The following is a 23435-nucleotide window of genomic DNA, read 5'->3' on the forward strand; positions in this document are numbered from 1 at the left end:
TTTGGCTAACCGACGTCCTTCATGGCATGCCGTTCGTCGGGCGAATGTGCCAGGATGCGATTGCGGCCTTGCGTCTTGGCGTCGTAGAGCGCGGCATCGGCCTCGGTCAGGAGGCGGTTCGGGTTGATCCTCAAGGTGGCCCCCGTCGCGCAGGATATGCCGATGCTGGCGGTCACCCGGCCGAATTCGCTGCCGGAATGAACGATATTCTCCTGGCTGAGGAGACGCGCGAATTGCTCGGCAACGATCATTGCGCCTTTCGCACTGGTTGCGGGGAGCAGAACCACGAATTCTTCTCCGCCGTAGCGCGCGACGATATCTGCCGGGCGGCTGACCGACTGGCGCAGGCACCTGCTGACGACACGCAGGCATTGGTCTCCGGCGGGATGACCATAGGTATCGTTATAGGCCTTGAAGCGGTCGATATCGACCATCAGAAGGCTGAACGGCGTGTTTTTCCTGGCGCTGCCTGCGGTTTCGCGCGCGAAAGCTTCGTCGAAGGCCCGGCGATTGACCATGCCGGTGAGCCCATCTGTCTCAGCGAGGTTCTTCAGCTGTTCCGCCGACAGCCTGAGCGCGATTTCCGCCTGCTTGGTCGCTGTGATGTCTGAGACAACCGCCATCGCCGTGCCGTCTTCCGCTAGCCTTGTCCGGATGCTGCGCCAGTCGCCATTGTGAAGCTGAACCTCTTCGTCCTTGTTGCTGTGCAACGTAGCACTGACGGACCTGATCCACTCTTCGCGGTCATTATCCGGGATACCCGTGCGCTCGCCGGTTTCGGCAACGCGGCGAAGGATGTCGCTGATATGAGCGCCAACCACGCGGACGTCTCCGGATAGCGGAAAGGCGGCGCGATACTGGTCGTTGCAAAAAACGAGAAAACCCTTGCTGTCGTACATGGCGATGCCATCGGACATGCCGGCCATCGCATGTGACAGCAGGTTCTTGCTCTTGCGCAATTCCCGCTCCAGAGCAGTCCGCTCCGTCACGTCACGCGTGACGCCGGCAAGGCCGATCACCCGTCCCTGCCTATCCTTCAGCGGCACCTTGGAGGCGAGCAGGTATCTGTCTTCGACACGCTCGACGGAGTCGATCAGGGGCACCCCGGTGTCCATGACCTGCTGTTCGAGATAATAAAATTCTTCGGCGCGCGGCCGCGACAGAAGATTGAAATCCGACAATCCGGTCATCTCCGCCGTGGTTTTGAAACGAAAAAGGCGGATCATATTTTCATTGACGGTGATGAACCGGCTGTTTCGGTCCTTCACGTAGAGATAGTCGGGCGACTGCGAAAACGCGGTCACCAATATGCTTCGCTCCAGCTCCCATTGCTGCGTCTTCAACAGAACGAAACCACACAGCGCCGTCGCCAGGCAATTCAATACCGTCATCGGCAGACCGATGATGGCCAATACGCGGGCATGCACCAGTGTGGGAAGCACCGCCATCAAGACGATCAGTGCGGCGCCGAGCGCGAGGCTCAGCATCGCAACGTCCATAAGCTCGGGGGATCTCTTCCGGATCCAGACATTGGCAGCCAGGCCGATCCCGGTCGCGACAGCAATTGCGATCAGGCCATCGATCATTGCCGTACCGCCCACACAGAAGCGGAAAGCCAACGCCAGCGCCGCCGCAAAAGCCGCTGCGACCGGTCCGCCAAACATGCCTGCCAAAGCAAGCGGCGAGAAGCGCATGTCGATATAGATGCCGGGATTGACTTCGACGGCCAACAATATCGATCCGACGGAAGCGCAGCCGGCCACAATTCCGAAGGCGATTTTTTCCTGTGTGACCGAACGACGCTGAAATTGGATCGAGAAATGCGCCCAGAGCGAAATCGCCAGGCACACGAATGACAGGTTGCCACCAAATTGCGTCCAGATGCCATTCACTGCGTTGGATCCACCTTCCAATACGTCATCCGAACCAATCATAAGGCAATACTGGTTTGAGCTTCGTTAAGTCGCAGGACTGTCAGCCTATAATCGTCAGTAGTTGCGTCTGCAGGTCGGTCGGCAGCAATACGGCGATAGGAAAGCGGCGTCCGCGGCGACGAGGTATGGCACGCAGGCCCTGCTGCCAAATTTGACGACAGGAGATCACTCGCAAGCAGCCACCCATGCCGTCAGCAGCCGCGCTGCCGACGGCATCGTCCGCCACTTCTCTTCTACTTGCAGATCGCCGCTGCCAAGAAGCCGCGCATCGCCTCGCCATAAGGCGGCCGCATCATGTATTCCGCTTCGACCATCCGGCTCTGGTGATAGACGGCGCGTGGATGCGAGAAGGTGAGGAAGCCGAACTTGCCGTGATAGGCTCCCATGCCCGAATGGCCGACGCCGCCGAAGGGCAGGCCTTCCGCCGTGACGTGGCTCATGCAGTCGTTGACCGTCACCCCGCCGGAGGTCGTATTGTCGAGGACGCGGGCCTCCTCTTGCTGATCCTGGCTGAAATAATAGAGCGCCAGCGGGCGCGGCTTGGCATTGATACGATCGATGACGTCGGCGACATCCCGATAGGGAAGAACCGGCAGCACGGGTCCGAAGATTTCCTCCTGCAGCACGCGCATCTCTTCCGTCGGATCGAGGATCAGGGTCGGAGGCATGCGGTGGGCCGATTGCTGGGAAAAATTCTCTGCCGCCGGGTTGATCTCGACGACACGGGCGCCCTTGGCCCTGGCATCGTCGATCAGGCCCTGGATGCGGGCGTGATGGCGGGCATTGACGATCGAGGTGTAATCAGGATTTTCCTTCAGCGCCGGATACATCGCGCCGACAGCCGCGACCGCGTGCCCGGCAAAGGCCTCGACGCTTTCCTCCGGCACATAAACATGATCAGGCGCAAGGCAGATCTGGCCGGCATTCAGCGTCTTGACGGTCATGACGCGCCGCGCCGCGTCGGCGAGATCGGCCGAGCGGCCGATGATGACCGGCGACTTACCGCCGAGCTCGAGCGTCAGCGGCGTCAGGTTTTCCGCCGCCGCGCGCATGACATGATGGGCGATCGCGGTTCCGCCGGTGAAGATCAGATGGTCGAAGGCAAGTGATGTAAAGGCCGTGCCCGTCGCCGGTCCGCCCTGAACGACTGATATTTCCGTTTCGTCGAAAGCGCCGGCGATGAGTTCCGCCATCAAGGCGGCCGAGGCCGGCGTCACCTCCGACGGCTTGATCATGGCGCGGTTGCCAGCGGCGAGAATTCCGGCAAGCGGCGCAAGGGCGAGCTGATAAGGAAAATTCCACGGGCTCAGGATTCCGATAACCCCCTTCGGCTGATAGACCACTTCGGCCACTGCGTCCGGGAACAATGCCTCGTGCTGCTCGGGCTTCAGCCATTCGGCAAGATGGGCCTTGGCATATTTGAGCGATCCGACGCAGGTAAAGACGTCGAGAAGCAGGCTCGCTCCGACACTGCGGCTGCCGAAATCGTCCGACAGGGCAGCGGCAATCGCATCCTTATGGTCGACGAGAAGGGCGATGACGCGGTCGATGCGATCGAGGCGGGTCTCAATTTTTGGCGGCCCTTCCCTCAGGAAAGACGCCCTTTGCCGGTCAAGCAGCGCCTTCATGACATCGGGGCTGGTATCGGTGGCAATTGGGGTGACGGTGTTCATTGTTTCCTCCCTTGAACGGGTTCAGGCGGCCGGCTGACGCACGACCGGTTTCAGCACGATGCCCTTTTCCGAATCCTCCACCGCCTGGTTGATGTCGGCGAAATCATAGAAGGTGATGAGCCTGTCGAAGGGGAAGCGGCCCTGCCGATGCAGCTCGATCAACAACGGGATCAGCACGTCGGGATTGGAATCGCCCTCGACGATGCCGCGGACCCGGCGCCCGCCGGACAGGATATGGGTGAGGTCGAGCGTCAGCGTCGCACCATGCGGCGAGGCCCCAACGATGCCGCAGGTGCCGCGCGGCGCCAGCACCCGCACGCACTGGTCGATGACGGCGGGCACGCCGGAAGCATCGATCGAATAATCGACGCCGGCGCCGGTCAGCGCCATGATCGCGGCAACCGCGTCGCTTGCCTTGCCGTTGACGATGTCGGTGGCGCCGAGTTCCGCTGCAAGCGCCAACCGCCTCTTGTTGACGTCGACGGCGATGATCCGTGAAGCGCCGACGATCCGCGCCGCCATCACGGCGGCAAGGCCGACGGAGCCCATGCCGAAAACTGCCAGCACTTTTCCCGGCTCGACCTTCAGCGCGTTCATGACCGCGCCGGCGCCGGTCTGGATACCGCAGGCAAGCGGCCCGAGCAGCGCCAGATCCACATCCCCAGGCACTTTCACGATATTGCGCTCATGGCACAGCGCGTGGCTGGCGAAGGAGGATTGCCCGAAAATATTGCCGTGAACCCGCTCTCCCTCGCATGAGAGCCCGCTCGAACCATCGGCGCGCGCACCGAAGAAATTGCGCGGGAAGAATTCGTGGCAATAGGTCTCCTCGTTATCGTTGCAGCTGGGGCAATGACCGCAGGAATTGAAGGTCATGACCACGTGATCGCCGGGCTTGACCTTGGCGACGCCCGGTCCGACACGCTCGACGATTCCAGCGCCCTCATGGCCGAGCACCACCGGCTGCGGCACCGGCAGATGCTGGTCACGCATGACGATATCGGTGTGGCAAACCCCTGTTGCCACGACGCGAACCAGGATTTCACCGTCGCGCGGCTCCTCCAGATCGAGCCTTTCCAGCGAAAACGGCGTATGCGGCGCACGCGCCACCGCAGCATGGATCTTCATTGCTTTCCTCCTCCCGATGATCGGCTCGTCAACCCGCCCGGCGAGCCGGGCTCGCCATCAACGGCCGCGCTTGTAGGCGCCGAGCCCCGGCTGATAGGTCTTGTCGTCGAGGAACTGCTTCAGCCCTTCGTCGCGCCCCTTGGTCTTGTCGAGAAACAGCATCTGTTCCAGCTTGGCGTAGATGTAATCGTCGGCAAGATCCCAGGGCAGGTCGCGCACGCGCTTGTAGGTGTCCTTGGCGGCCTTCAGCGTCACCGGGTTCTTTTCGAGCAGGTTGGCGCAAATCTTGCGGACCCGGGTTTCCAGCTCCGCCAGCGGCACGGCCTCGTTGACGAGACCCATTTCGGCGGCCTTGCGCCCGTCGAACAGTTCGCCGGTCATGATGTAATAGAGAGCATCGCGATGGCGCATCACTTCGGCGACCGCGCGGGTGACGTTGCCGCCCGGCAGAATGCCCCAGTTGATCTCGGAGAGGCCGAAATTCGCCTCCTCGGCGGCGATGGCGAGATCGCAGGAAACGAGCGGCGTGAAGGCGCCGCCGAAGCACCAGCCGTTGACCATGGCGATCGTCGGCTTTTCGAAATACATCAGCCGGCTCCACCAGCCGCCGGATTGGCGCCGCGCCTTCAGCGTCGCGCTGCGCGGCTTGTCGTCATTGTCGCGGAAATATTCCTTCAGATCCATGCCGGCGGACCAGGATTCGCCGGCGCCGCGCAGGACGAGGACGCCGCAACGCTCGTCGCCCTCGAGCTCGTCGAGCACTTCGAGCATCCGGGCATTCAGGGCCGGGTTCATCGCATTGCGCTTTTCCGGACGGTTGAGGGTCACAAAGGCGATGCCGTTATCGAATTCGACCAGAACCGGCGATTGCCTGTCAGTCATGTTCTCTTCAGTCATGAGGTTACTCCATGGGTTTCGGCGTGAGTGCCCGGGCCGCTTCACAGGGCCTGTCGTTGAAGGGTTTCGTCGGAATGGAACTGGCGCAGGACATGTTTCTGCACCTTGCCGGAGGCGGTACGAGGAATGGCCTCGACGAAGAGGATGCGCGCCGGGCGCTTGAAGGCGGCGAGCCTTGCCGCGCAATGGCCGGCGATCTCAACGTCCGTTGCCACAGCCCCCGGCCGCAGCACGACATAGGCCACACCGCATTCGCCCCATCGGATGTCGGGAATGCCGACGACCGCGGCGTCGAGGATATCGGGATGACTTGCGAGCGCTGCCTCGATCTCGGCGGGATAAACATTCTCGCCGCCGCTGATGTACATGTCCTTCAGCCGGTCGACGATGCGATAGAAGCCGTTCGCTTCGCGTCGGCCGAGATCGCCGGTGCGGTACCAGCCGTCGGTGAAGGCGGCAGCGGTTTCCTGAGGCTTGTTCCAGTAGCCCGGCGTCACCGCCGGCCCGCGCAGCCAGAGTTCGCCGATCTCGCCTTCATCAACCTCCCGGCCATCCTCGTCGACGATGCGAATGTCGAGCAATGGCGCGGGAAGACCGACGCTGCCGGGATTGTCCTGCACGGCGCGCCGGTCGATCGGCACGTGCAGCACCGTTCCGGCCTCGCTCATGCCGTAACCGTTGACCAGCGCAACGCCGTCATCGAGATAACTTTCGATCAGCGCCTGCGTCAGCGGCGCGCCGCCGACGAAGAGCGCATGCAGGCCGGCGAGCGCCGCGGCGCTATAGGCAGGATCGTCGCGCAAGGCGAGCGCGATCTGCGGCACGGCGAAATAATGGGTGACGGCACGCTGCCGGTTGGCAAGGGCGGCGAGTGTGCGCGCCGGCGTGAAGCGGTCGGAGACGACAAGCGTGCCGCCCAGCATCAACGTGGTGCGCGCCACCGCGATCAGCCCGATCGTATGGAAGAACGGCAGATCGCACAGGGCAACGGATTTTGGCCCGATCTCTCCGACGACGGAAAAATTGATGGCGGCAAAGAAGGCGTTGCGGCGGGTGATGACGACGCCTTTCGGCTGCCCCGTCGTGCCCGAGGTGTAGAGAAGGACGCAAGGTGCGTCGGCATCGCCGGCCACCGGAGCGGCCGGAAGGCTCGCTTCGATCCGCGCGGCCAGCCCGGCCGGACCGCCAGCCGTCGATATCACCGCCATCTCAGGATCGGCGCCCGCAAGGCTGGCGACGGTTGCCGCGAACTCCTCGTCGTGAACGAGCAGAGCCGGCGCGCAATCGGCAAGGATCGGCCGAAGCTCGGCGGCGTTGAGGCGCCAGTTGAGCGGCACGTAGATGGCGCCGGCACGCTGGCAGGCAAAGGCAAGCACGATCGAATCGATGGAGTTGCGCGCCAGCATGGCGACACGCGCCCCGTCGTGGCGCGCTTCGAGCAAATCGCTCAGTAAGCCGGCGCAGCGGGCGATCCGCGCATCGAGCTCGGCATAGGTGAGCTGCCGGCCGGTGGCGATCTCGAACAGAGCCGGACGGTCCGGTGCGACCCGGGCGCGGTAAAGGATCGGATCATCCGTCACCAGTCCGCAATCCGCCGACGAAGCCACCCCGGAAAAGGAATGCGCCATGTTCTCCTCCCATGCCCACCGCTCCCCGCGGCAGGCATCAAATTTGTATGTAACACATACTAATATCTTTTTCCCATGATGCAAGAGGCTGTTTAAGGCAAATTCGAATCGCTCGAATGGCGCGCGGAAATCCGCACGACGGATATTGACTAACCTGCTGATTTTGATGGTTATGATGATGGATGAGGCGAGAGCGAACGATGAGCACCAAACCACCGCAGGACGATTTCGAGGGCGACGATGCTCCCGCGACGCCGGGCCTCGACGTCGGCCGGCTTGGCGATCTGCTGGGATTTCATCTGCGCATGGCGCATGTCGCAGTCTATCGCGACTTCGCCGAAACCATGGCGGCTCTGGCGCTGACGCAGAAGCAGCTGGCGGTGATGGAACTCGTCGCCGGCAATCCGGGCGCATCGCAGATCGATCTTGCCAATACGCTCGGCACCGACCGGGCGACGATGATGGCCCTCGTCAATCGGCTGGCCGCCCGCGACCTGATCGAGCGCCGGCCCTCCGCGGCCGACCGCCGCCGCCAGGAGCTTCATCTGACGACGGCGGGAGGCGCAATGCTCGCCCGGGCGCGTGAACTGATCGATAGGCATGAGCAGCGCTTCATCGAGCTGTTTTCGCGCGAGGAACTGGATGCGCTGCTGACGGCGCTGAAGCGGATATACAAGGGGAGCTGAAGCCCCTTCGCTTGGGAAGCGAGCAGCATCCGAGCCTGTAGATTTCTATTGGGACACTCCCGTGTTATGATCCCGGTCCTGGCGTTGTCCGCCGTGGGTTCTGCACACGGAGACTTGTCTCATGAGCGAAGTGGACGTCCTTTTTGCCTCCCTGCGACAGGCGGCTGACCCGCAGACGGTGGAGTGCATCGAAAATGTCGTCATGAATGGCTCGGATCGCGAGCTCAATCGCATCAATGCGCTCGCTTTCGCCGATACACACCATCTCGATGAAGAAAAAACCATCGCCGCGTTTCTCCATGCAGCCCGCATAGGCGCATTCGAGATGACCTGGAATGTCCTTTGCCCGGGATGCGGCGGCGTCCTCGACAGCGGCGCAACCCTCAAAACCGTCGTCCACGAGACGTACCATTGCGCGCTTTGCGCGGCCGGATACGAGCCGACCCTCGACGAGATGGTCGAGGTCACGTTTACGGTCAGTCCGCGCGTGCGCAGGATTGCCGCCCACGATCCCGATCGGTTGTCCCCGCTCGAGTACTACCGCCAGATCTTCTTCAGCTCCGGCGTCGACCTGCCTGACGATCTTGAAGCGAGGCTGGCGCGCATCCAGCTGGAGATGATCGAGCTGGATCCGGGCGAGAAGGCCTTCGTCTCGCTGCAACTGCCGGCGCAATTCGTCATCATCTTCGATGCGGTGACACACTCGGCGCAGTTCATCGACGTGCAAGGAGAGCCCACCGACGAACGTCAGAACCTCTCGATGATCATCAGCCGGACGCATGCGCTGAACGAAACGCTGACCCTGCGTCCTGGCTCACTGCGGCTGACCCTCGAGAACCACACCGATCGCAGGGTGGTGCCGAACGTCTGCATCGCAGGCGATGACCTGCACGACCTCTTGGGCCGCAGGCGGCCTTTCCTGACGGCCAAGCGCCTGCTGACGAACCAGAGCTTCCGGGACATCTATCGGACAGACACACTCGACGTCGACCAACGCCTCAAAATCACCAGCCTGACCTTCCTCTTCACCGACTTGAGGGGCTCGACCGCGCTTTACGAGCGCGTCGGAGATCTTGCCGCTTTCGATCTGGTGCGAGCGCATTTCCGAGTTCTTCACGAGATCGTCGCCACAGAGGCCGGAGCAGTCGTCAAGACCATAGGCGATGCCGTGATGGCGACCTTCCCGAGCCCGGACCGCGCGGTGGCGGCGGCACTCAGCATGCGCGAGGCGATGCTTCGCTTAAATGCCGAACACGGCAGCGACGATCTTCTGCTGAAGATCGGCATCCATGAGGGACCATGCCTCGCCGTCAACCTGAACGACCGGCAGGACTATTTCGGCCAAACCGTCAATATCGCCTCCCGCGTCCAGGGCCTTGCCGATCCGAATGTGATCATGACAACGGAAGCGATCGTTGGGGATGCCCAAGTTTCAGAGATCCTCCGCGACAGCGGCATCACCTCGGCTTCCCGAATGGCGGAGCTTCAGGGCATCGGGAGAGAGGTAAGGATTTTTGCGCTGTCGTGAGTTTGGTCTTCTCTTCGAGGTCAAGTCAACTTGAGCGGTTTCCACTGCCGGCCCGGAGCGGACTTTTTCGTTATCGAAGGATATGGCTGCTTTGCGCCCCATGGCGGCCGTAGAGCGCATCCTAGCCGCACCCCGAAAGCGGACATTCAGGGGATCGGCGAGAGCTGAGTGCCATAGTGCTTTCCACGGCCCACTTGATGTCGTCGGCGATGGATCGAAGACGAACCTCGTTCAACGCGCGTATTAATAGGTGGTGGAGGATGGAGTGGGTTTGCAGGCTGACACAGAAACAGATGACATTCTCTAAGAGTTTCAGGTACCGATCCGGCAAGCGCGACACTGGAAAGAACGCAACAGCTCGAGTCGCAGACCTAAGGTGTCTGGTGTCCCTTATGAATCGTCCGGAAACCGGTAATTCATTCTAGCATAAATCTGCTCGAATCCGGCCACGATGAGATTGGCGTGAGAGATATTTGGCTCCGCGGCAGAAGGCTGGGCCGTTTCGACGACGAATGTCTGAACGCTCTGACTGATGCCTTGATTCAGACGCGCGGTGATGAGGGCCTTCTGTGCCCCTCGATTGCGAAACTCGGGAACCGTCGCGCCACCATCAAGCCACGCACGGCCGTCTGCCGCATACATTGCGCCGGTCGCAATCGGTCTGCCGTCCAATTCCGCGAAAAAGCAGGTCCAACCGTCCTTCCCGACGATCGATGACCAAAGCGGTGTCAGGTTTGCTGGAAAGTTAAATCCGGCGCACATCATCGCGCCGAAGATTTCGGCCTCGGTGACTTTGACCTGCCGGGTAGCGACCTCTCCAGAATGAATGAGTGGCGTAGAAGGCGCTGTTCGCCATAGCTTTGCCCAACCGTTACCTTGGGGAACAAGACCCCGTTTCCTTATCCAATCGTGTGTCTGTTGAGGAGCGCTGGCAGCGTTCATTTGCAAGTAGCGGCGGCCTGCCTTTTTGCTCATCCACTCAAAGGCCGGGTCAAGATCTTCAAGTGCTGCAATGCCGAGCACGCGATTGAGACCGATGGCGGGCGCGCTGGGCAGCGATATTGCGCAACCTGCAGCCAATTGCATGCAGCGAAACTCAGCCCTGTCGGCGAGCGTCTGGGGCGCGATCATGAACAGGCCGATAAATGCTTTCGCTTCGGTGATATCTTCTTCCGGCACCGCTTGGCGCGATGCTGACGGGCGATCCATGGCAGTGTCCTTAAGCTATCAACAAGCCAAACAGGCTTCACCGCAGCGAAGTCAGCAACGGTGGAAGCAGGCTGAGGTTGCGAGCGCGATTAAGTCAGGAAGTCGGCCATTGCGATGGCGATTTCCGCGTGAAAAAGCGATGATCGCCTCGCCGCCGTTTATGCACTCGGAACGGTTGCGCCACCGGCTGTCATGGCTATAGGCCAGCGCTACCTTTTCGGGATTGCGGCTGTTCCAGCCATCCTTCGCAAGCCGAACCTTTTCTGTTGCGGAAGCCCATGAAAAGGGCGGCAATGGGGGTCTTGTGGCGTCCATTATTTTCCTCCCCAGGCTTCGAGCCGAGTACGCAATTCCGCATTCTCCGACTCCAGTTCGGCCAAGCGTTCACGCAACGGTGCTACCGCTTTCTCCACCTCGTGTTCGGTGTAACGCGGTGTAATATGCTGAGGGCAATTCCAATCGAAGGCTTCCAGCCGCAGCCGGAAAATCCGCTCAGCCTTTGCTCGGTAGCCGGCATCCAAAACAAGATCGGTCAGTGCCGGGTCGGCATCGAGTGCAAGCTTCTCGACATGCACGTAGATTTTGAGGCGGGCTCGCCGCGGGTAATCAACCAGAAAGAGACAGGCCCGATCGTTTGCGGCGAAGTTACCGGTACTGATGTATTGGCGGTTACCCCGGTAGTCGGCGAATGCCAGTGTCTTGTTGTCAACGATCTTGAGAAAGCCCTGCGGCCCGCCGCGATGCTGCACATAAGGCCAGTCGGTTTCCGACACAGACGCAACATAGAAGCTGTCCCGAGCAGCGATGAAGGCGCGCTCGCTGTCGGTTAAACTATCCGACTCTCGATGGTGATCGCCCAACCATATCTGATCGGCACCCATTTCAGTCTGGGCCAGCCGCACATTCGGAGTGATTGCAACTTCCAAAAAATGGTACGGCATGGGAGATCTCCAAAATCTGGAATTTAGTAACCGCCGTTCAGCGGCGTGACCTCGGGTTTGCGGAACCTTGGTCACACCGCCGGTGACCATGTCTGATGGTCACTTCTTCGCGACGTGGCGATCCAGGAAGTCGTTGATTAGAGGAGCAGCGACGTCAAGTTTTTCTTCGAGCAGGAAATGACCCGAATTCAAGACATGAATTTCGGCATCTGGGAGGTCCTTGAGATAAGGATGAGCGCCGGCCTCAGGAAAAATATAGTCGTTCTTGCCCCAGACGATGAGCGTGGGAGGTTTACGCTCACGAAAGAAGTTTTGGAAGTCAGGGTAAAGCGGCACGTTGGTGCGATAGTCATACAACATGTCGAGCTGGATGTCTTTGTTCCCTGGTCGGTCCAGGAGAGCCTGGTCGTGAACCCAGTTGTCGGGGCTGATGCGCGACACGTCTTCCATCCCGTCGGTGTACTGAAACTTGGTCGTTTCGAGCGTGACCAGACCGGAGAGCGCCTCACGGCTCTTCTGCGATCCATCGGACCAGTAGGTCTTGATGGGATCCCAGAATTCCTTCAGCCCTTCATCATAGGCATTGCCATTCTGGATGATCAGCGCACTGACCCGCTCGGGATGTTTCAGCGCCAGGCGGTATCCCACCGGTGCACCATAATCCATGACGTACATGGTGTAGCTTTTGACGGCCAGATGATCCAGCAACTTGTCGACGATATTGGCGACCCCGCCAAACGTATAGGCAAATTTGCTATGATCGGGAGATGCGCTTTGCCCGTAACCCGGATAGTCCGGCGCGATGACGTGGTATCGATCTGCAAGCAGCGGGATCAGATTCCGGAACATGTGGGATGACGTCGGAAAACCATGAAGCAGCAGCACGACCGGAGCGTCGGCCGGCCCGGCTTCCCGGTAGAAGATATCGAGACCCTCGATCTTTGCGGTTCGGTAGTGGACGGGAACCGGAGCCTCGCGAACGTCCGTCGTGGCCTGCGCGGGAAGCGCTGACGCCACTGTTGCGGCAGTCATGCTGGCGGTCGCCAGCATCAAGCACATAATCAAGCTACGCATGATGGTCTCCCTAAAAGTTGAGATGAAAGAATGATTTCGAATGAGGGCTGCTGTCGGTCGTTCGGACCGCGCAAGCGCCGTGGCGGTTAACAACCTCACCGGAGGCTGTTGCCTCAGGTCAGGAAATGGCAGCGATGTAGAAATTCGTTGCACGTGAATGGTCGATGTGAAGGCGACGAGGGATCCGTTGAGGTCACCGTTCATCAAAGGCTTCGATGTTTAGGAGTAAGCCGGTTTATGGCCTCGCTCAATTGCGATCTAGGTCACGCGCAACTAGACGATGGCATTGCAACCATAGACCTTCGTATATCGATTTTCCCTTACCCAAGTCACAGAAATCCCGTAACTATTTCCGACGGACGATCGGCCATCTTTCGACATTTCCTGACATGGAGTCGGTACGTCTGGGCTCTGTAACGTCTCAAACACTGAACGGAGAGTGCGGTGGAACGAGAGCCGGAAACCGATCCCATTATCGATCTGATCCCCGCCATGGTGTGGTCCGCAACGTCGGAAGGCATGTTGGATTTTGCCAACCAGCATTTTCTCGAGTTTATCGGGGCGCCGCTTGAGGAAATCTCCGGAGTGGGATTCTACAAGCTATTTCATCCCGACGACATGTCACATCTCGCTTCGGAATGGCACGACATCATGGCGTCGAAACATGCCAGAGAGGTCGTGGGCAGGCTCAGGCGCGCAGATGGCCAATATCGTTGGTGCACGCTTCGGCAGAAGCCGCGGCTCGATACCGAAGGAAATGTCGTCAGGTGGTATGGTGTGGTCCTCGATATAGAAGACCGCAAACAGGCCGAAAATGCATTGAAGGAAACGAAGACTGCGCTTGCGGCCAGCGAGGAAAACCTCAGCCTTATCATCAATTCGCTGCCTGTTCTCGTATGGTCAGCGCGACCGGATGGCAGCGCCGATTTTGTCAATAAAAGCTGGTTGGACTATGCAGGTCGTCCTGCTGATCAAATCCTCGAGTGGGGCTTTCTGGACCTTTACCATCCTGACGACATTCCAGGCATGGTGGACATCTGGAAGAGAGACCTCGAGCATTCCGACCACACTGTTTTGAAAGGACGCATTCGCGGAGCAGACGGCAACTATCGTTGGTTTTACTTCTCAGGGCGAAAGCTGGTCGATGCCAACGGCGTCGTTCGTTGGTTCGGTGTTAACATCGATATCGAAGACCTGCAACGTGCGGAGAATGCTCTTCGGGAAAGCGAAGCTGCGCTCAGGGAAAGTGAACACAAGCTTAATCTTATCATCAACACGATACCCGCCATGGCCTGGTCCTGCACCTCGGATGGCCGGCTTGAATATTTCAATCGAAACTTGATCGACTATGTTGGTCTACCTTCTGAAGAGATCGTCGGCTTCGGTTTTTATCGTATGTTTCATCCTGATGATGTCGAGCCGATGCGTATGGCTTGGGACGATATCGTAGCCTCAAAAAAAAGTCGTCCTGTAGACGCCCGCATCAGACGCGCCGATGGCGAATATCGATGGTTCAACCTTCGACAAAGCCCCCTTCTGGATCCCGATGGAAATGTTGTGAGATGGTACGGCGTCGTCGTGGATATCGAGGATCGCAAACGGGCGGAAGAGTCCTTGCGGCAAAGCCAGAGTGACCTCGCGCATGTGACGCGGATGACGGCCACAGGTGAGCTTGCCGTTTCAATTGCCCATGAAGTCAACCAGCCGCTGATGGCAATCGTCACGAATGCCGGCACATGTCTGCGGTGGCTACAGCCGGGCCACACCGATCTGGAGCAGGCGCGCGTGGCCGCCGAAAGGATCGTCCGGGATGGGCATCGCGCCGGCGATATCATCACCAGTATCCGGGCGATGGCTCAGAAGCTACCTGCCAGGATTGAGCTAACTGACTTCAAACCTGCCGTCCGCGAGGTGCTGGATCTGTTGACGGGCGAACTTCAACGGCGTGGAATAGAGCTCAGTCTTGATATGGCAGCAACGCCTATCGAAGTCGTAGGAGACCGAACGCAACTGCAACAGGTTGTTCTCAACTTGGTTATGAACAGCGCCGAAGCGATGACAGCTTCTTCAACAGCAAAACACATCAACATCAGATGCGCTGTGGAGGAGCAGCTTGTCAGCGTGAGCGTTTCTGACACGGGTCGCGGGGTACCTATCCACGAATTGGAGCGCGTTTTCGAAGCATTCTACAGCACGAAGGCCGACGGTATCGGAATGGGCTTATCGATATGCCGTTCCATCGTCGAAGCCCATGGTGGCCGTATTTGGGCTTCATTGGGGGAGAACGGGGACGGGGCCCTGTTTACGTTCACGTTGCCAATGGCGGAGGGCGCTGTCGTCCATGATAGATGATCGCAAGAGAGGGCAGCCCACAGTTATTGTCATCGATGACGACGAAAGTGTCCGCGAAGCTTTGAGAGGATTGTTCCAGTCAGTCGGACTTGTCGCTGAAACCCATGGTTCGGTGGCAGAGTTTCTTGCCGCGGATGATCCTGATCGTGCCGGCTGTATTGTGCTTGATATTCGCTTGCCAGGTCAAAGCGGCCTGGAGTTTCAGGAGGCACTCGCGAAAAGCCGGCATCCAAGGTCGGTGGTGCTGATCAGTGCCCATGTCGATGTGGCGATGGCTGTCCGCGCCATGAAGGCAGGTGCTATCGATGTTCTTACCAAGCCTGTGCGCGAGCAGGACCTGCTCGAAGCGGTGAATCGGGCTTTGGCAAGTGATAGCGCTCGACGCGAAGAGGCACGTCAAACGGCGGCATTGCGCCTAATGTATTCCAAACTTACCGAGCGCGAGCGGCAGATTATGGCATTGGTTGTCGCCGGGAAGCTGAACAAACAAATTGCGGCTGAAGTTCAGCTCGCTGAGGCCACCGTGAAGCTTCACCGCGGTCACATGATGCGAAAAATGCAAGCATCGTCAGTTGCGGATTTGGTTAGGATTGCGGGCATTCTGAAGGGCTGAAAGCAGCGATTTGGAGGAAGCGTTCGATCCCTTGCAAGAGCTGAGGGTCCCACACCGGCCGATGGTGATTGAGCCTTTTGCCTGTGTGCCATAGTCCGGACCTGAAAACTTCGCGCTGCGATCTGACCGTCTTCTACAGAAGTGAAGGACACCGGGAGCTACCAGTCCGCTACCGGCCCCATGTCGGCCATTGCCGATTGCAGCGCGCAATGAAGGCTATTGGCGCATTGCAGTTCTCCGCCAGCTTGGGATTTCATGTCAGCATCATCGCGATCCAAGACCGGCAAATTCTAGCGTTGACCAACGAGCCCAGAGCCTAATCTAAGGCCAATCCGCATAACCCGAAGACAGCATGCTATTTTCCGAGCCGGCCGAAGCGCGGGCGATTTCGCGGTAGCCGGCGGGTGAAAGCCCGGTCTTGCGCTTGAAGAAATGGCTGAAATAGGTCGGGTCGCGAAAGCCGAGGCTGTCGGAGATTTCCTGGATATTGCGGGCCGATCGCTCCAATCTGAGCTTCGCCTCCTGCACCACGCGCTCGTGCAGGAGCTGGATCGGCGAGCGGCCGAGCGCTCTTTGGCAGGTGGAATGCAGCCTGTCGGCCGTGACGCCCAATTCCGCGGCATAATCGCTGATCGGCCGGTGCTGGCGGAAACCGGCCTCGACCAGTTGCCGGTATCGCTGCAGGATCGATCCCACTTCGCCCTGCCCGCGCTGCTCGCTTCTCTCGCCATCGGAGCCGCGCCACAGCGCCATCAAGATGAGCCTGATATAGGCGGATGCGACCATCCAGGAGGAGCGGGAGGGATCGCTGAGTTCCCGCACGAAGCCAGAAATCAGCGGGCTGATTTCGGCCACCGCCAAGGGATCCAATGCCTCGACCAGCTTGCGCTGCTCTGTGAAGATGCGCAACGAATAGGATTCCACCTTGTCGCCAATAGCATCGACCATGATCTGCGGCGAAGCGCCGACCAGATGAGCCGCGGTTCCGGCTGATATCGACAGGTCGCACCGCGCCTGCGGCGGCAGGAAGGCAAGCAGCGGTCCGTGCAGCGGCCGATGTTCGCCATTGTCGAAGTGAAGCTCCCCACTGCCCTCCCCGAGCAGAAGGAAGTGATGGAAATCGGTATACAGCCCTTTTTGAAGACGGATGCGCCGGTGCGACAGCGACGGAGCGTGCCATTCGCCCCTGGCATAATGATGAATCCCGCCGTTCGTCGCCAACGCTTCCCCTCCGCTCCCATGTCAAACAATGCCGCAATCGCCGGATAATTACAATATTAACCCAATAAATCGCATTCCATCTGCACCAGATCGGCGTAACCTTTTCTCCATCAGCCTTTGGGAGGAGGCACATCAACAGATGCAGGAACAGTCGGGCAGCCCTCGTGGCGCCGCGTCCGCTCGTCTTCTCCCATGGCAACAACGCAAACCGACATTCGGCGCCAACACCTGGCGCCAATGTGTGGCACCAACACATGGCGAATTGGGTGAAACAGTGTTTTCAGCACAGCTGATGATCAACAACGAGGCGATGAATGCCTCCGAAGGGGCCACCTTCGAACGCATCGATCCGTTGACCGGCGACGTCGCAACGATTGCCTCGGCAGGATCCGTTGCCGACATGACGCGGGCAGCCAACGCGGCAGCAGCAGCCTTTCCGGACTGGTCGCAGACCGGCCCGGGCGAACGGCGCAGGCTTCTGAATGCCGCAGCCGACATCCTGGAGGCCCGCACAGCCGAACTCGTTGCCGCCATGACTGGCGAAACCGGCGCCACGACACAATGGGCGGCGGTCAATTGCGGCCTTGGCGCGGATATTCTTCGCGAGGCGGCGGCGATGACCACGCAGATATCCGGCGAGATCATTCCTTCCGGCATTCCGGGAAGCCTCGCCATGGCGGTCCGCCAGCCGGCAGGCGTCTGCGTCGGCATTGCCCCCTGGAATGCGCCAATTATCCTCGGCACCCGCGCGGTCGCCATGCCGCTTGCCTGCGGCAACACCGTCGTCCTCAAGGCCTCCGAACTTTGCCCGAAGACCCATGGCCTGATCGGCGACATCCTGTGTGACGCCGGCTTTCCGCGCGGCGTCGTCAATGTCGTTTCCAATGCGCCGATCGATGCCGCCGCCGTCGTAGATGCGCTGATCGCCCATCCGGCCGTCCGCCGCATCAACTTCACCGGCTCCACCCGTGTCGGCCGGATCATTGCCGAATCCGCGGCAAGGCATCTCAAGCGCTGCCTGCTCGAACTCGGCGGCAAGGCGCCGTTCATCGTTCTTGCCGACGCCGATATCGATGAGGCCGTACGTGCTGCCGCCTTCGGCGCCTTCATGAACCAGGGTCAGATCTGCATGTCGACCGAACGGATCATCCTGATGGACGAGATCGCCGATGGCTTCGTCGGCAAGTTCCGGACGAAAGCCGCAACCCTCATTGCCGGCAATCCCAGGGACGGCAACACGCCGCTCGGCACGCTGATCAACACCGAAGCCATCAGGCGCGTCCGATCGCTCATCGACGATGCCCTGCAGAAGGGCGCAGTCCTCGTCTGCGGCGGCCAGGCCAACGGCACGCTGATGGACGCGACCGTCATCGATCACGTGACGCCTGCCATGCGGATCTACCGCGAGGAGAGCTTTGGACCGGTCGCGGCGATCGTCCGGGTCGGCAGCGTCGACGAGGCCGTCACGGTTGCCAACGACAACGAATACGGGCTGTCGGCCGCCGTTTTCAGCGCCGACGTCAATGCAGCACTTGCCGTTGCCATGCGGCTCGAATCCGGCATCTGCCACATCAACGAAGCGACAGTTTCCGACGAGCCGCAAATGCCGTTCGGCGGCGTCAAATCAAGCGGCTACGGCCGCTTCGGCGGCAAGGCCGCGATCGATGAATTCACCGAGCTCAGATGGATCACCATGGCCTCGGGAAAACGGCACTACCCGATCTGAATTGAGATCGGCCGAAATGAACACTGGGAACGGGCTGGGAGGCCCGATCAAGAGGGAGGAATGATTTCATGAACGGCATTTTCCGCAACGGCAAAATCAACGCGGCATCGCTGAGCCGCCGGTCTTTCATCGCATCGACTGTCGCGGGCGGTGCTGCGCTGGCGCTTTCCGGCCGCACGGCCTTCGCTCAAAGCAGCGATACGTTGAAGGTCGGCTTCATCAGCCCGCGCACCGGCCCTCTCGGCGGCTTCGGCGAGACGGACGGCTATGTGCTAGAACTGGCGCGCAAGGCGCTGGCAAACGGGCTGCAGGCGGGTGGCAAGACCTGGAAGGTGGAGATTCTCGACCAGGACACCCAGTCCGACCCCTCGCGCGCCGGCCAGTTGGCAAAGGACCTCATCAACAACCAGGCGATCGACCTGATGCTCGCCGTCTCGACACCGGAAACCATCAACCCGGTGGCCGATGCCTGCGAGGCAGCCGGAATTCCCTGCCTCTCGACGGTCATGCCTTGGGAAGCCTGGTATTTCGGCCGCGGCGCCAAGCCGGGCGCGCCCTCGCCGTTCAAATGGACCTATCATTTCGGCTTCGGCGTCGAAGAGTTCCACAAGGCCTATGTTTCGCAGTGGAACCTGATCGAGACCAACAAGAAGGTCGGCGTGATGTATCCCAACGACGCCGACGGCAATGCGATCCGCACCCATCTGGCGCCGGCGCTCGCCAAGGCCGGCTTCACCATCGTCGATCCCGGCGCCTATGAAACCGGAACCACCGACTTTACGGCGCAGATCGCTCTCTTCAGGCAGGAGGGCGTGGAGATCTTCAACTCGTTCCCGATACCGCCTGACTTCGCCGCCTTCTGGCGTCAGGCCGCGCAGCAAGGCCTTACCCAGCAGATCAAGATCTGCCAGATCGCCAAGACGGGCCTGTTTCCGTCCGACATCGAGGCGCTCGGCGATCTCGGCCTGAACATCGGCAGCGCTGCTTACTGGCACAAGGCCTTCCCCTATAAATCCACGCTCACCGGAGTTTCCGGAACCGAACTCGCCGACGGTTATGAGACGGCCAGCGGCAAGCAGTGGACGCAGCAGCTCGGCGCCAGCCTGGCGCTTCTCGACGCCGGCTTCGATGCGCTGAAGGTCAGTACCGACGTCAAGAGCAAGGAGGCCGTCGCCAAGGCGATCAGCACGCTGAAGACAACGACCATCGCCGGCAAGGTCGATTTCACCAGCGGCCCCGTCGCCAACGTCTCTCCCGGGCCGATCATCGGCACGCAATGGGTGAAAGCGCCGGAGGGGTCGAAATTCGCGCTCGACTACGTCGTTACCGAAAACGCCACCGACCCGAATGTCCCGGTCGGCGCCAAGCTCACCGCTTATAACGGATAACGTACAGTGCTGCAGCGGGAAGCTCAAAGACGGCCGGGGGAAGCCTTTCTCTCGGCCAACGGGATCCACAAGCGGTTCGGCGCGCTGGTGGTGCTGGAGAATCTGGATTTTTCCATGGGCGATGGCGAGGCGATCGGCATTGTCGGGCCGAACGGCGCTGGCAAGACGACCCTGCTCAGCGTGCTCGCCGGCGCCTTCCCGCCGAATGAGGGAAGCATCACCTTCGACGGCGTCGACGTCACGCGCCGGACGGCGGCGGAACGCTGCCGCTCCGGGCTTGTCCGGACCCACCAGATTCCCAAGCCCTTCGGCGGCATGACGACCTTCGAAAATGTCTTCGTCGCCGCATCGCACGGCAATGCCGCAAGCCGCGACGAGGCCTATGCGCGCGTGGTGGATTCGCTTTCGCTCTGCGGCATGCTTGGAGTCGCCAACCGCCCGGCCGACACGCTCGGCCTGCTGGACCGCAAACGGCTGGAGCTTGCCCGTGCGCTTGCCACGCAGCCGAGGCTGATGCTGCTCGACGAGATCGGCGGCGGCCTGACCGATGGCGAGGCGAGCGAGCTGGTGGAAACCATCCTCGAATTGCGCCGCCGCGGTGTCGGCATCGTCTGGATCGAGCATATCGTTCATATCCTGCTGCAGGTGGCGGAACGGCTGATCTGCATGGATGCCGGCAGGATCATCGCCGATGGCGAACCGAAAACGGTCATGAACGACGCGGAGGTGGTCAAGGCCTATCTCGGAGGGACACCCGCATGAGCCTTCTCTCCATCCGCGATCTCGACGTCCGCCACGGCCTGCTCCAGGCGGTGCGCGGCGTCAGTTTCGATCTTGCCAAGGGCGAGGTGTTGGCACTGGTCGGCGCAAATGGCGCGGGCAAGACGACGCTGCTCAGATCGATCGCCGGCGCCCATTTGCCATCCTCCGGCCGCGTCCTTCTCAACGACGAAGATCTGGCCGCCATCCCGTCCCACAAGCGGATCGCCAAGGGCATCGCGCTGGTGCCGGAAGGCCGGCGGCTGTTTTCGCAGATGACGGTGGAAGAGAACCTGCTTCTCGGAAAGACCTCCGGCCGAAAGGGCGAGTGGAACATCGACCGCATCCTCGACGCCTTTCCGAACCTGAAACCCCGCCGCCACGCCAAGACGGGACATCTCTCGGGCGGGGAACAGCAGGCGACCGCCATCGGCCGGGCGCTGATGAGCAATCCCGATATTCTTCTCCTCGACGAGGTCTCGCTCGGACTTTCGCCTCTGGTCGTCGATCGCGTCTATGCCCAGTTGCAGGCACTGCTCACCTCAGGAACGACCATCGTGCTCGTCGAGCAGGACCTCGCCCGCGCCATGAGCGTGGCAAGCCGTGTCATCTGCATGCTGGAAGGGCTTATCGTCCTCGACCGGCCGGCCGCCGACGTCACGCGCGAGCACGTCACCCAGGCCTATTTCGGATTGCACCGGGCCGCCGGCGAAAGGAGCGCATCGTGATCAACACCCTGCTCCAGGGCATTCTGCTCGGCGGTTACTACGCCGTTATCGCCTGTGGATTGTCCTTCATGTTCTCGGTCATGCGGATCATCAATCTCGCGCATGGCAGCCTGGCGGTTGCAGCTGCTTACGGGCTGTGGCTGCTCGCCGCCAAAGCCGGCATTCCGCCCTTCGCCGGCCTGCTGATCGTGCTGCCGGTCATGGCGGCCGTCGGCTGGCTGTTGCAGCGCTTCATTCTGGAGCGCAGCGCCCGCGGCGGCACGCTCCTGCCGATCCTGACGACCTTCGGCCTGTCGATCGTCATCGACAATCTGCTGTTTGAGCAGTTCGGCGCCGACACCCGTTCGCTCGCGCCGTTCATCGGCAACCTGTCCTATGCCTCCTGGCAACTGCCGGGCCACATCTTCGTCGGCAAGCTTGCCGTCATGATGATGGTGACAGCCGTCCTCATTCTCGGCGGGCTGCAGTTCTTCCTGAGCCGCTTTGCGCTCGGTCGCGCGATCCGCGCCACGGCGGAAGATCCCGATACGGCGGGGCTGGTCGGCATCGACGCCCGCAGGGTCAACGCCGTCGCCACCGCGATCACCATGGTAACGGTCGGGATCGCCGGTGCCTTTCTCGGGATGCGGGCAACCTTCAGCCCCTATGCCGGCGGCCCGCAGCTACTCTTCGCCTTCGAGGCGGCCGTTATCGGCGGAGCGGGATCGCTATGGGGCACGCTTGCCGGCGGCATCGTTCTCGGTCTTGCCCAATCGCTCGGCGCGCAATTGCATCCGCAAGGCTTCCTGATCGGCGGCCATGCCGTGTTCCTGCTGGTGCTTTTCGTCAGGCTGTCACGGTCCGGCATGCCGATCTTCGACAAACTCGGCGCACGTTTCAAACAGCGCACCCGCCTCCGGAGCCCGACATGAGCCCCAACACTACTCTTGCCTCCAACGGAATATCGATAGAACGCTGGACGAAGTCGTCGCGGGTGGCGCTTGGCTGCATGGCCGCGGTGCTCGCCCTGCTGATGTTTGCCCCCGCCGCGCTCGGCGCCGGCGCGATCGACCGGATGACGGCCCTGTTCATCTACGTGATCCTTGCCGCCATGTGGAATGCGCTTGCCGGTTTCGGCGGGCTGGTCTCGGTCGGCCAGCAGGTGTTCTTCGGCCTCGGCGCCTATTTCACCATTCGGCTTGCGGATGCAGGGCTCAATCCCTTCGTCGCGCTGTTTGCCGCCGCGATCGTGACCGGCGCGCTGTCGATCCCGCTTTCGCTGTTCATGCTGCGCCTGAAGGGCGGCGAGTTCGCGATCGGCATGTGGGTGATATCAGAGCTCGCCCATCTGCTGGTCAACCTCGACCGGCTGATCCAGGGGGAAACGGGCACCTCGCTGATCTCCCTCAACGTCTATGATAGCGGCACGCGGCGGGCGACGATCTACTGGCTCGCATTGACGGCCATGGCCGCCCTGCTCGGCGCGCTCTTCATGCTGATGCGAAGCCGTGCCGGCGCGGCCATGCAGGCGATCCGCGACAATGAGGAGGCGGCGACCTCGGTCGGCGTGAGGGTGATCGCAACCAAGAGGCTGCTCTTCGTGCTTGCCGCCTTCGGCGTCGCCGTCGCCGGAGGCCTGTGGCTGGCGACCGCCACGACCTTCCAGCCGAAGACCTATTTCAGCATTCAATGGACGGCCTACATGATCTTCATGGTGCTGGTCGGCGGGATCGGCAAATTCGAAGGCGCGATCCTCGGCGCCATCCTGTTCTTCGTGATCGAGACCGTCTTCGGCGCAGCCGGCGTCTGGTACCTGATCGGCCTCGGCGCCACCGCCTTGATTTTCTCGCTCTACCTGCCGCGCGGCCTTTGGGGCGAAATCGAGCGCCGCTTCGATTTTCAACTTCTGCCGGTCGGCTACCGGCTGAAATTGCCCGGTCCGACCAAGATCCAATGGAAAGAATGAGCCGG

Annotated in this window: 19 protein-coding genes and 1 pseudogene; 10 read left to right on the forward strand and 10 right to left on the reverse strand. The window is 60.9% G+C overall.

Translation table 11 applies throughout. From position 1 onward, the window contains the following. Positions 1–5 precede the first annotated feature (5 nt). The 5 genes from ACS4RR_RS28635 to ACS4RR_RS28655 all read right to left on the reverse strand — a co-directional run bounded on the left by ACS4RR_RS28635 (position 6) and on the right by ACS4RR_RS28655 (position 7260). Positions 6–1934 carry a diguanylate cyclase gene (locus ACS4RR_RS28635; protein WP_456190494.1) on the reverse strand — a complete coding sequence of 643 codons (1929 nt, stop codon included), beginning with the start codon at positions 1932–1934 and terminating at the stop codon, positions 6–8. 233 nt (positions 1935–2167) lie between these two features. Continuing rightward, positions 2168–3607, reverse strand: coding sequence for a coniferyl aldehyde dehydrogenase (locus ACS4RR_RS28640; RefSeq protein WP_170279560.1), 1440 nt, complete (start codon positions 3605–3607; stop codon positions 2168–2170). A 21-nt stretch (positions 3608–3628) separates the two neighbouring features. Beyond that, positions 3629–4735 (reverse strand): NAD(P)-dependent alcohol dehydrogenase, encoded by a 1107-nt coding sequence (locus ACS4RR_RS28645; RefSeq protein WP_456190495.1) that lies wholly within the window; start codon positions 4733–4735, stop codon positions 3629–3631. Between the two features lie 57 nt (positions 4736–4792). Beyond that, positions 4793–5617 carry a p-hydroxycinnamoyl CoA hydratase/lyase gene (locus ACS4RR_RS28650; protein WP_260111442.1) on the reverse strand — a complete coding sequence of 275 codons (825 nt, stop codon included), beginning with the start codon at positions 5615–5617 and terminating at the stop codon, positions 4793–4795. A 56-nt stretch (positions 5618–5673) separates the two neighbouring features. Continuing rightward, on the reverse strand, positions 5674–7260 hold the full coding sequence (locus ACS4RR_RS28655) for an AMP-binding protein (protein WP_456190496.1): 1587 nt from the start codon (positions 7258–7260) through the stop codon (positions 5674–5676). 200 nt (positions 7261–7460) lie between these two features. On the opposite strand from ACS4RR_RS28655, the gene ACS4RR_RS28660 reads away from it, so the two are divergent. Next, positions 7461–7946: a MarR family winged helix-turn-helix transcriptional regulator gene (locus tag ACS4RR_RS28660; protein ID WP_162116223.1), complete on the forward strand. Its 486-nt coding sequence runs from the start codon at positions 7461–7463 to the stop codon at positions 7944–7946. Positions 7947–8067: 121 nt separating this feature from the next. Next, on the forward strand, positions 8068–9474 hold the full coding sequence (locus ACS4RR_RS28665; protein ID WP_222387470.1) for an adenylate/guanylate cyclase domain-containing protein: 1407 nt from the start codon (positions 8068–8070) through the stop codon (positions 9472–9474). Between the two features lie 390 nt (positions 9475–9864). Here the strand turns inward: ACS4RR_RS28665 and ACS4RR_RS28670 are convergent, their stop codons facing one another. The 4 genes and pseudogenes from ACS4RR_RS28670 to ACS4RR_RS28685 form a co-directional block, all read right to left on the reverse strand. Beyond that, positions 9865–10683: a GNAT family N-acetyltransferase gene (locus tag ACS4RR_RS28670; protein WP_456190497.1), complete on the reverse strand. Its 819-nt coding sequence runs from the start codon at positions 10681–10683 to the stop codon at positions 9865–9867. A gap of 132 nt (positions 10684–10815) precedes the next feature. Continuing rightward, positions 10816–10998: pseudogene (locus ACS4RR_RS28675) on the reverse strand (DUF1348 family protein); the annotation flags it as partial. Continuing rightward, on the reverse strand, positions 10998–11624 hold the full coding sequence (locus ACS4RR_RS28680; protein ID WP_260299037.1) for a pyridoxamine 5'-phosphate oxidase family protein: 627 nt from the start codon (positions 11622–11624) through the stop codon (positions 10998–11000). The pseudogene ACS4RR_RS28675 and the gene ACS4RR_RS28680, both read right to left, overlap by 1 nt. Positions 11625–11723: 99 nt before the next feature. After that, complete coding sequence (locus tag ACS4RR_RS28685) at positions 11724–12698, reverse strand: alpha/beta fold hydrolase (RefSeq protein ID WP_170279727.1); 975 nt, start codon at positions 12696–12698, stop codon at positions 11724–11726. A 444-nt stretch (positions 12699–13142) separates the two neighbouring features. Between ACS4RR_RS28685 and ACS4RR_RS28690 the strand changes: the two genes are divergently transcribed. Next, positions 13143–15050, forward strand: a complete 1908-nt coding sequence (locus tag ACS4RR_RS28690; RefSeq protein ID WP_018486468.1) for a PAS domain-containing sensor histidine kinase — start codon at positions 13143–13145, stop codon at positions 15048–15050. Then, positions 15040–15663, forward strand: coding sequence for a response regulator transcription factor (locus ACS4RR_RS28695; protein WP_018486467.1), 624 nt, complete (start codon positions 15040–15042; stop codon positions 15661–15663). The genes ACS4RR_RS28690 and ACS4RR_RS28695 overlap by 11 nt, the downstream gene beginning before the upstream one ends. 321 nt (positions 15664–15984) lie before the next feature. Here the strand turns inward: ACS4RR_RS28695 and ACS4RR_RS28700 are convergent, their stop codons facing one another. Next, the gene (locus ACS4RR_RS28700; RefSeq protein WP_260111168.1) at positions 15985–16884 is read right to left on the reverse strand and encodes a helix-turn-helix transcriptional regulator; all 900 of its coding nucleotides are present in this window, start codon (positions 16882–16884) and stop codon (positions 15985–15987) included. Between the two features lie 262 nt (positions 16885–17146). Between ACS4RR_RS28700 and ACS4RR_RS28705 the strand changes: the two genes are divergently transcribed. From ACS4RR_RS28705 to ACS4RR_RS28730, 6 genes are all read left to right on the forward strand, one after another. Continuing rightward, entirely contained in the window at positions 17147–18610 is a 1464-nt protein-coding gene (locus tag ACS4RR_RS28705; RefSeq protein WP_260111441.1) for an aldehyde dehydrogenase, read from the forward strand. 68 nt (positions 18611–18678) lie between these two features. Then, positions 18679–19998, forward strand: coding sequence for an ABC transporter substrate-binding protein (locus ACS4RR_RS28710; RefSeq protein WP_260111167.1), 1320 nt, complete (start codon positions 18679–18681; stop codon positions 19996–19998). Positions 19999–20004: 6 nt separating this feature from the next. Beyond that, positions 20005–20760, forward strand: a complete 756-nt coding sequence (locus tag ACS4RR_RS28715; protein WP_260111166.1) for an ABC transporter ATP-binding protein — start codon at positions 20005–20007, stop codon at positions 20758–20760. Then, positions 20757–21485: an ABC transporter ATP-binding protein gene (locus tag ACS4RR_RS28720; RefSeq protein WP_260111165.1), complete on the forward strand. Its 729-nt coding sequence runs from the start codon at positions 20757–20759 to the stop codon at positions 21483–21485. Before ACS4RR_RS28715 ends, ACS4RR_RS28720 begins: the two co-directional genes overlap by 4 nt. Continuing rightward, positions 21482–22396, forward strand: a complete 915-nt coding sequence (locus tag ACS4RR_RS28725; protein WP_456190498.1) for a branched-chain amino acid ABC transporter permease — start codon at positions 21482–21484, stop codon at positions 22394–22396. Before ACS4RR_RS28720 ends, ACS4RR_RS28725 begins: the two co-directional genes overlap by 4 nt. Continuing rightward, positions 22393–23430, forward strand: coding sequence for a branched-chain amino acid ABC transporter permease (locus ACS4RR_RS28730; protein ID WP_260111163.1), 1038 nt, complete (start codon positions 22393–22395; stop codon positions 23428–23430). The genes ACS4RR_RS28725 and ACS4RR_RS28730 overlap by 4 nt, the downstream gene beginning before the upstream one ends. Positions 23431–23435: the final 5 nt, after the last annotated feature.

Origin of the sequence: Rhizobium zaerense, assembly GCF_051810725.1 — a bacterium.
Taxonomy (GTDB): Bacteria; Pseudomonadota; Alphaproteobacteria; order Rhizobiales; family Rhizobiaceae; genus Rhizobium; species Rhizobium leguminosarum_I.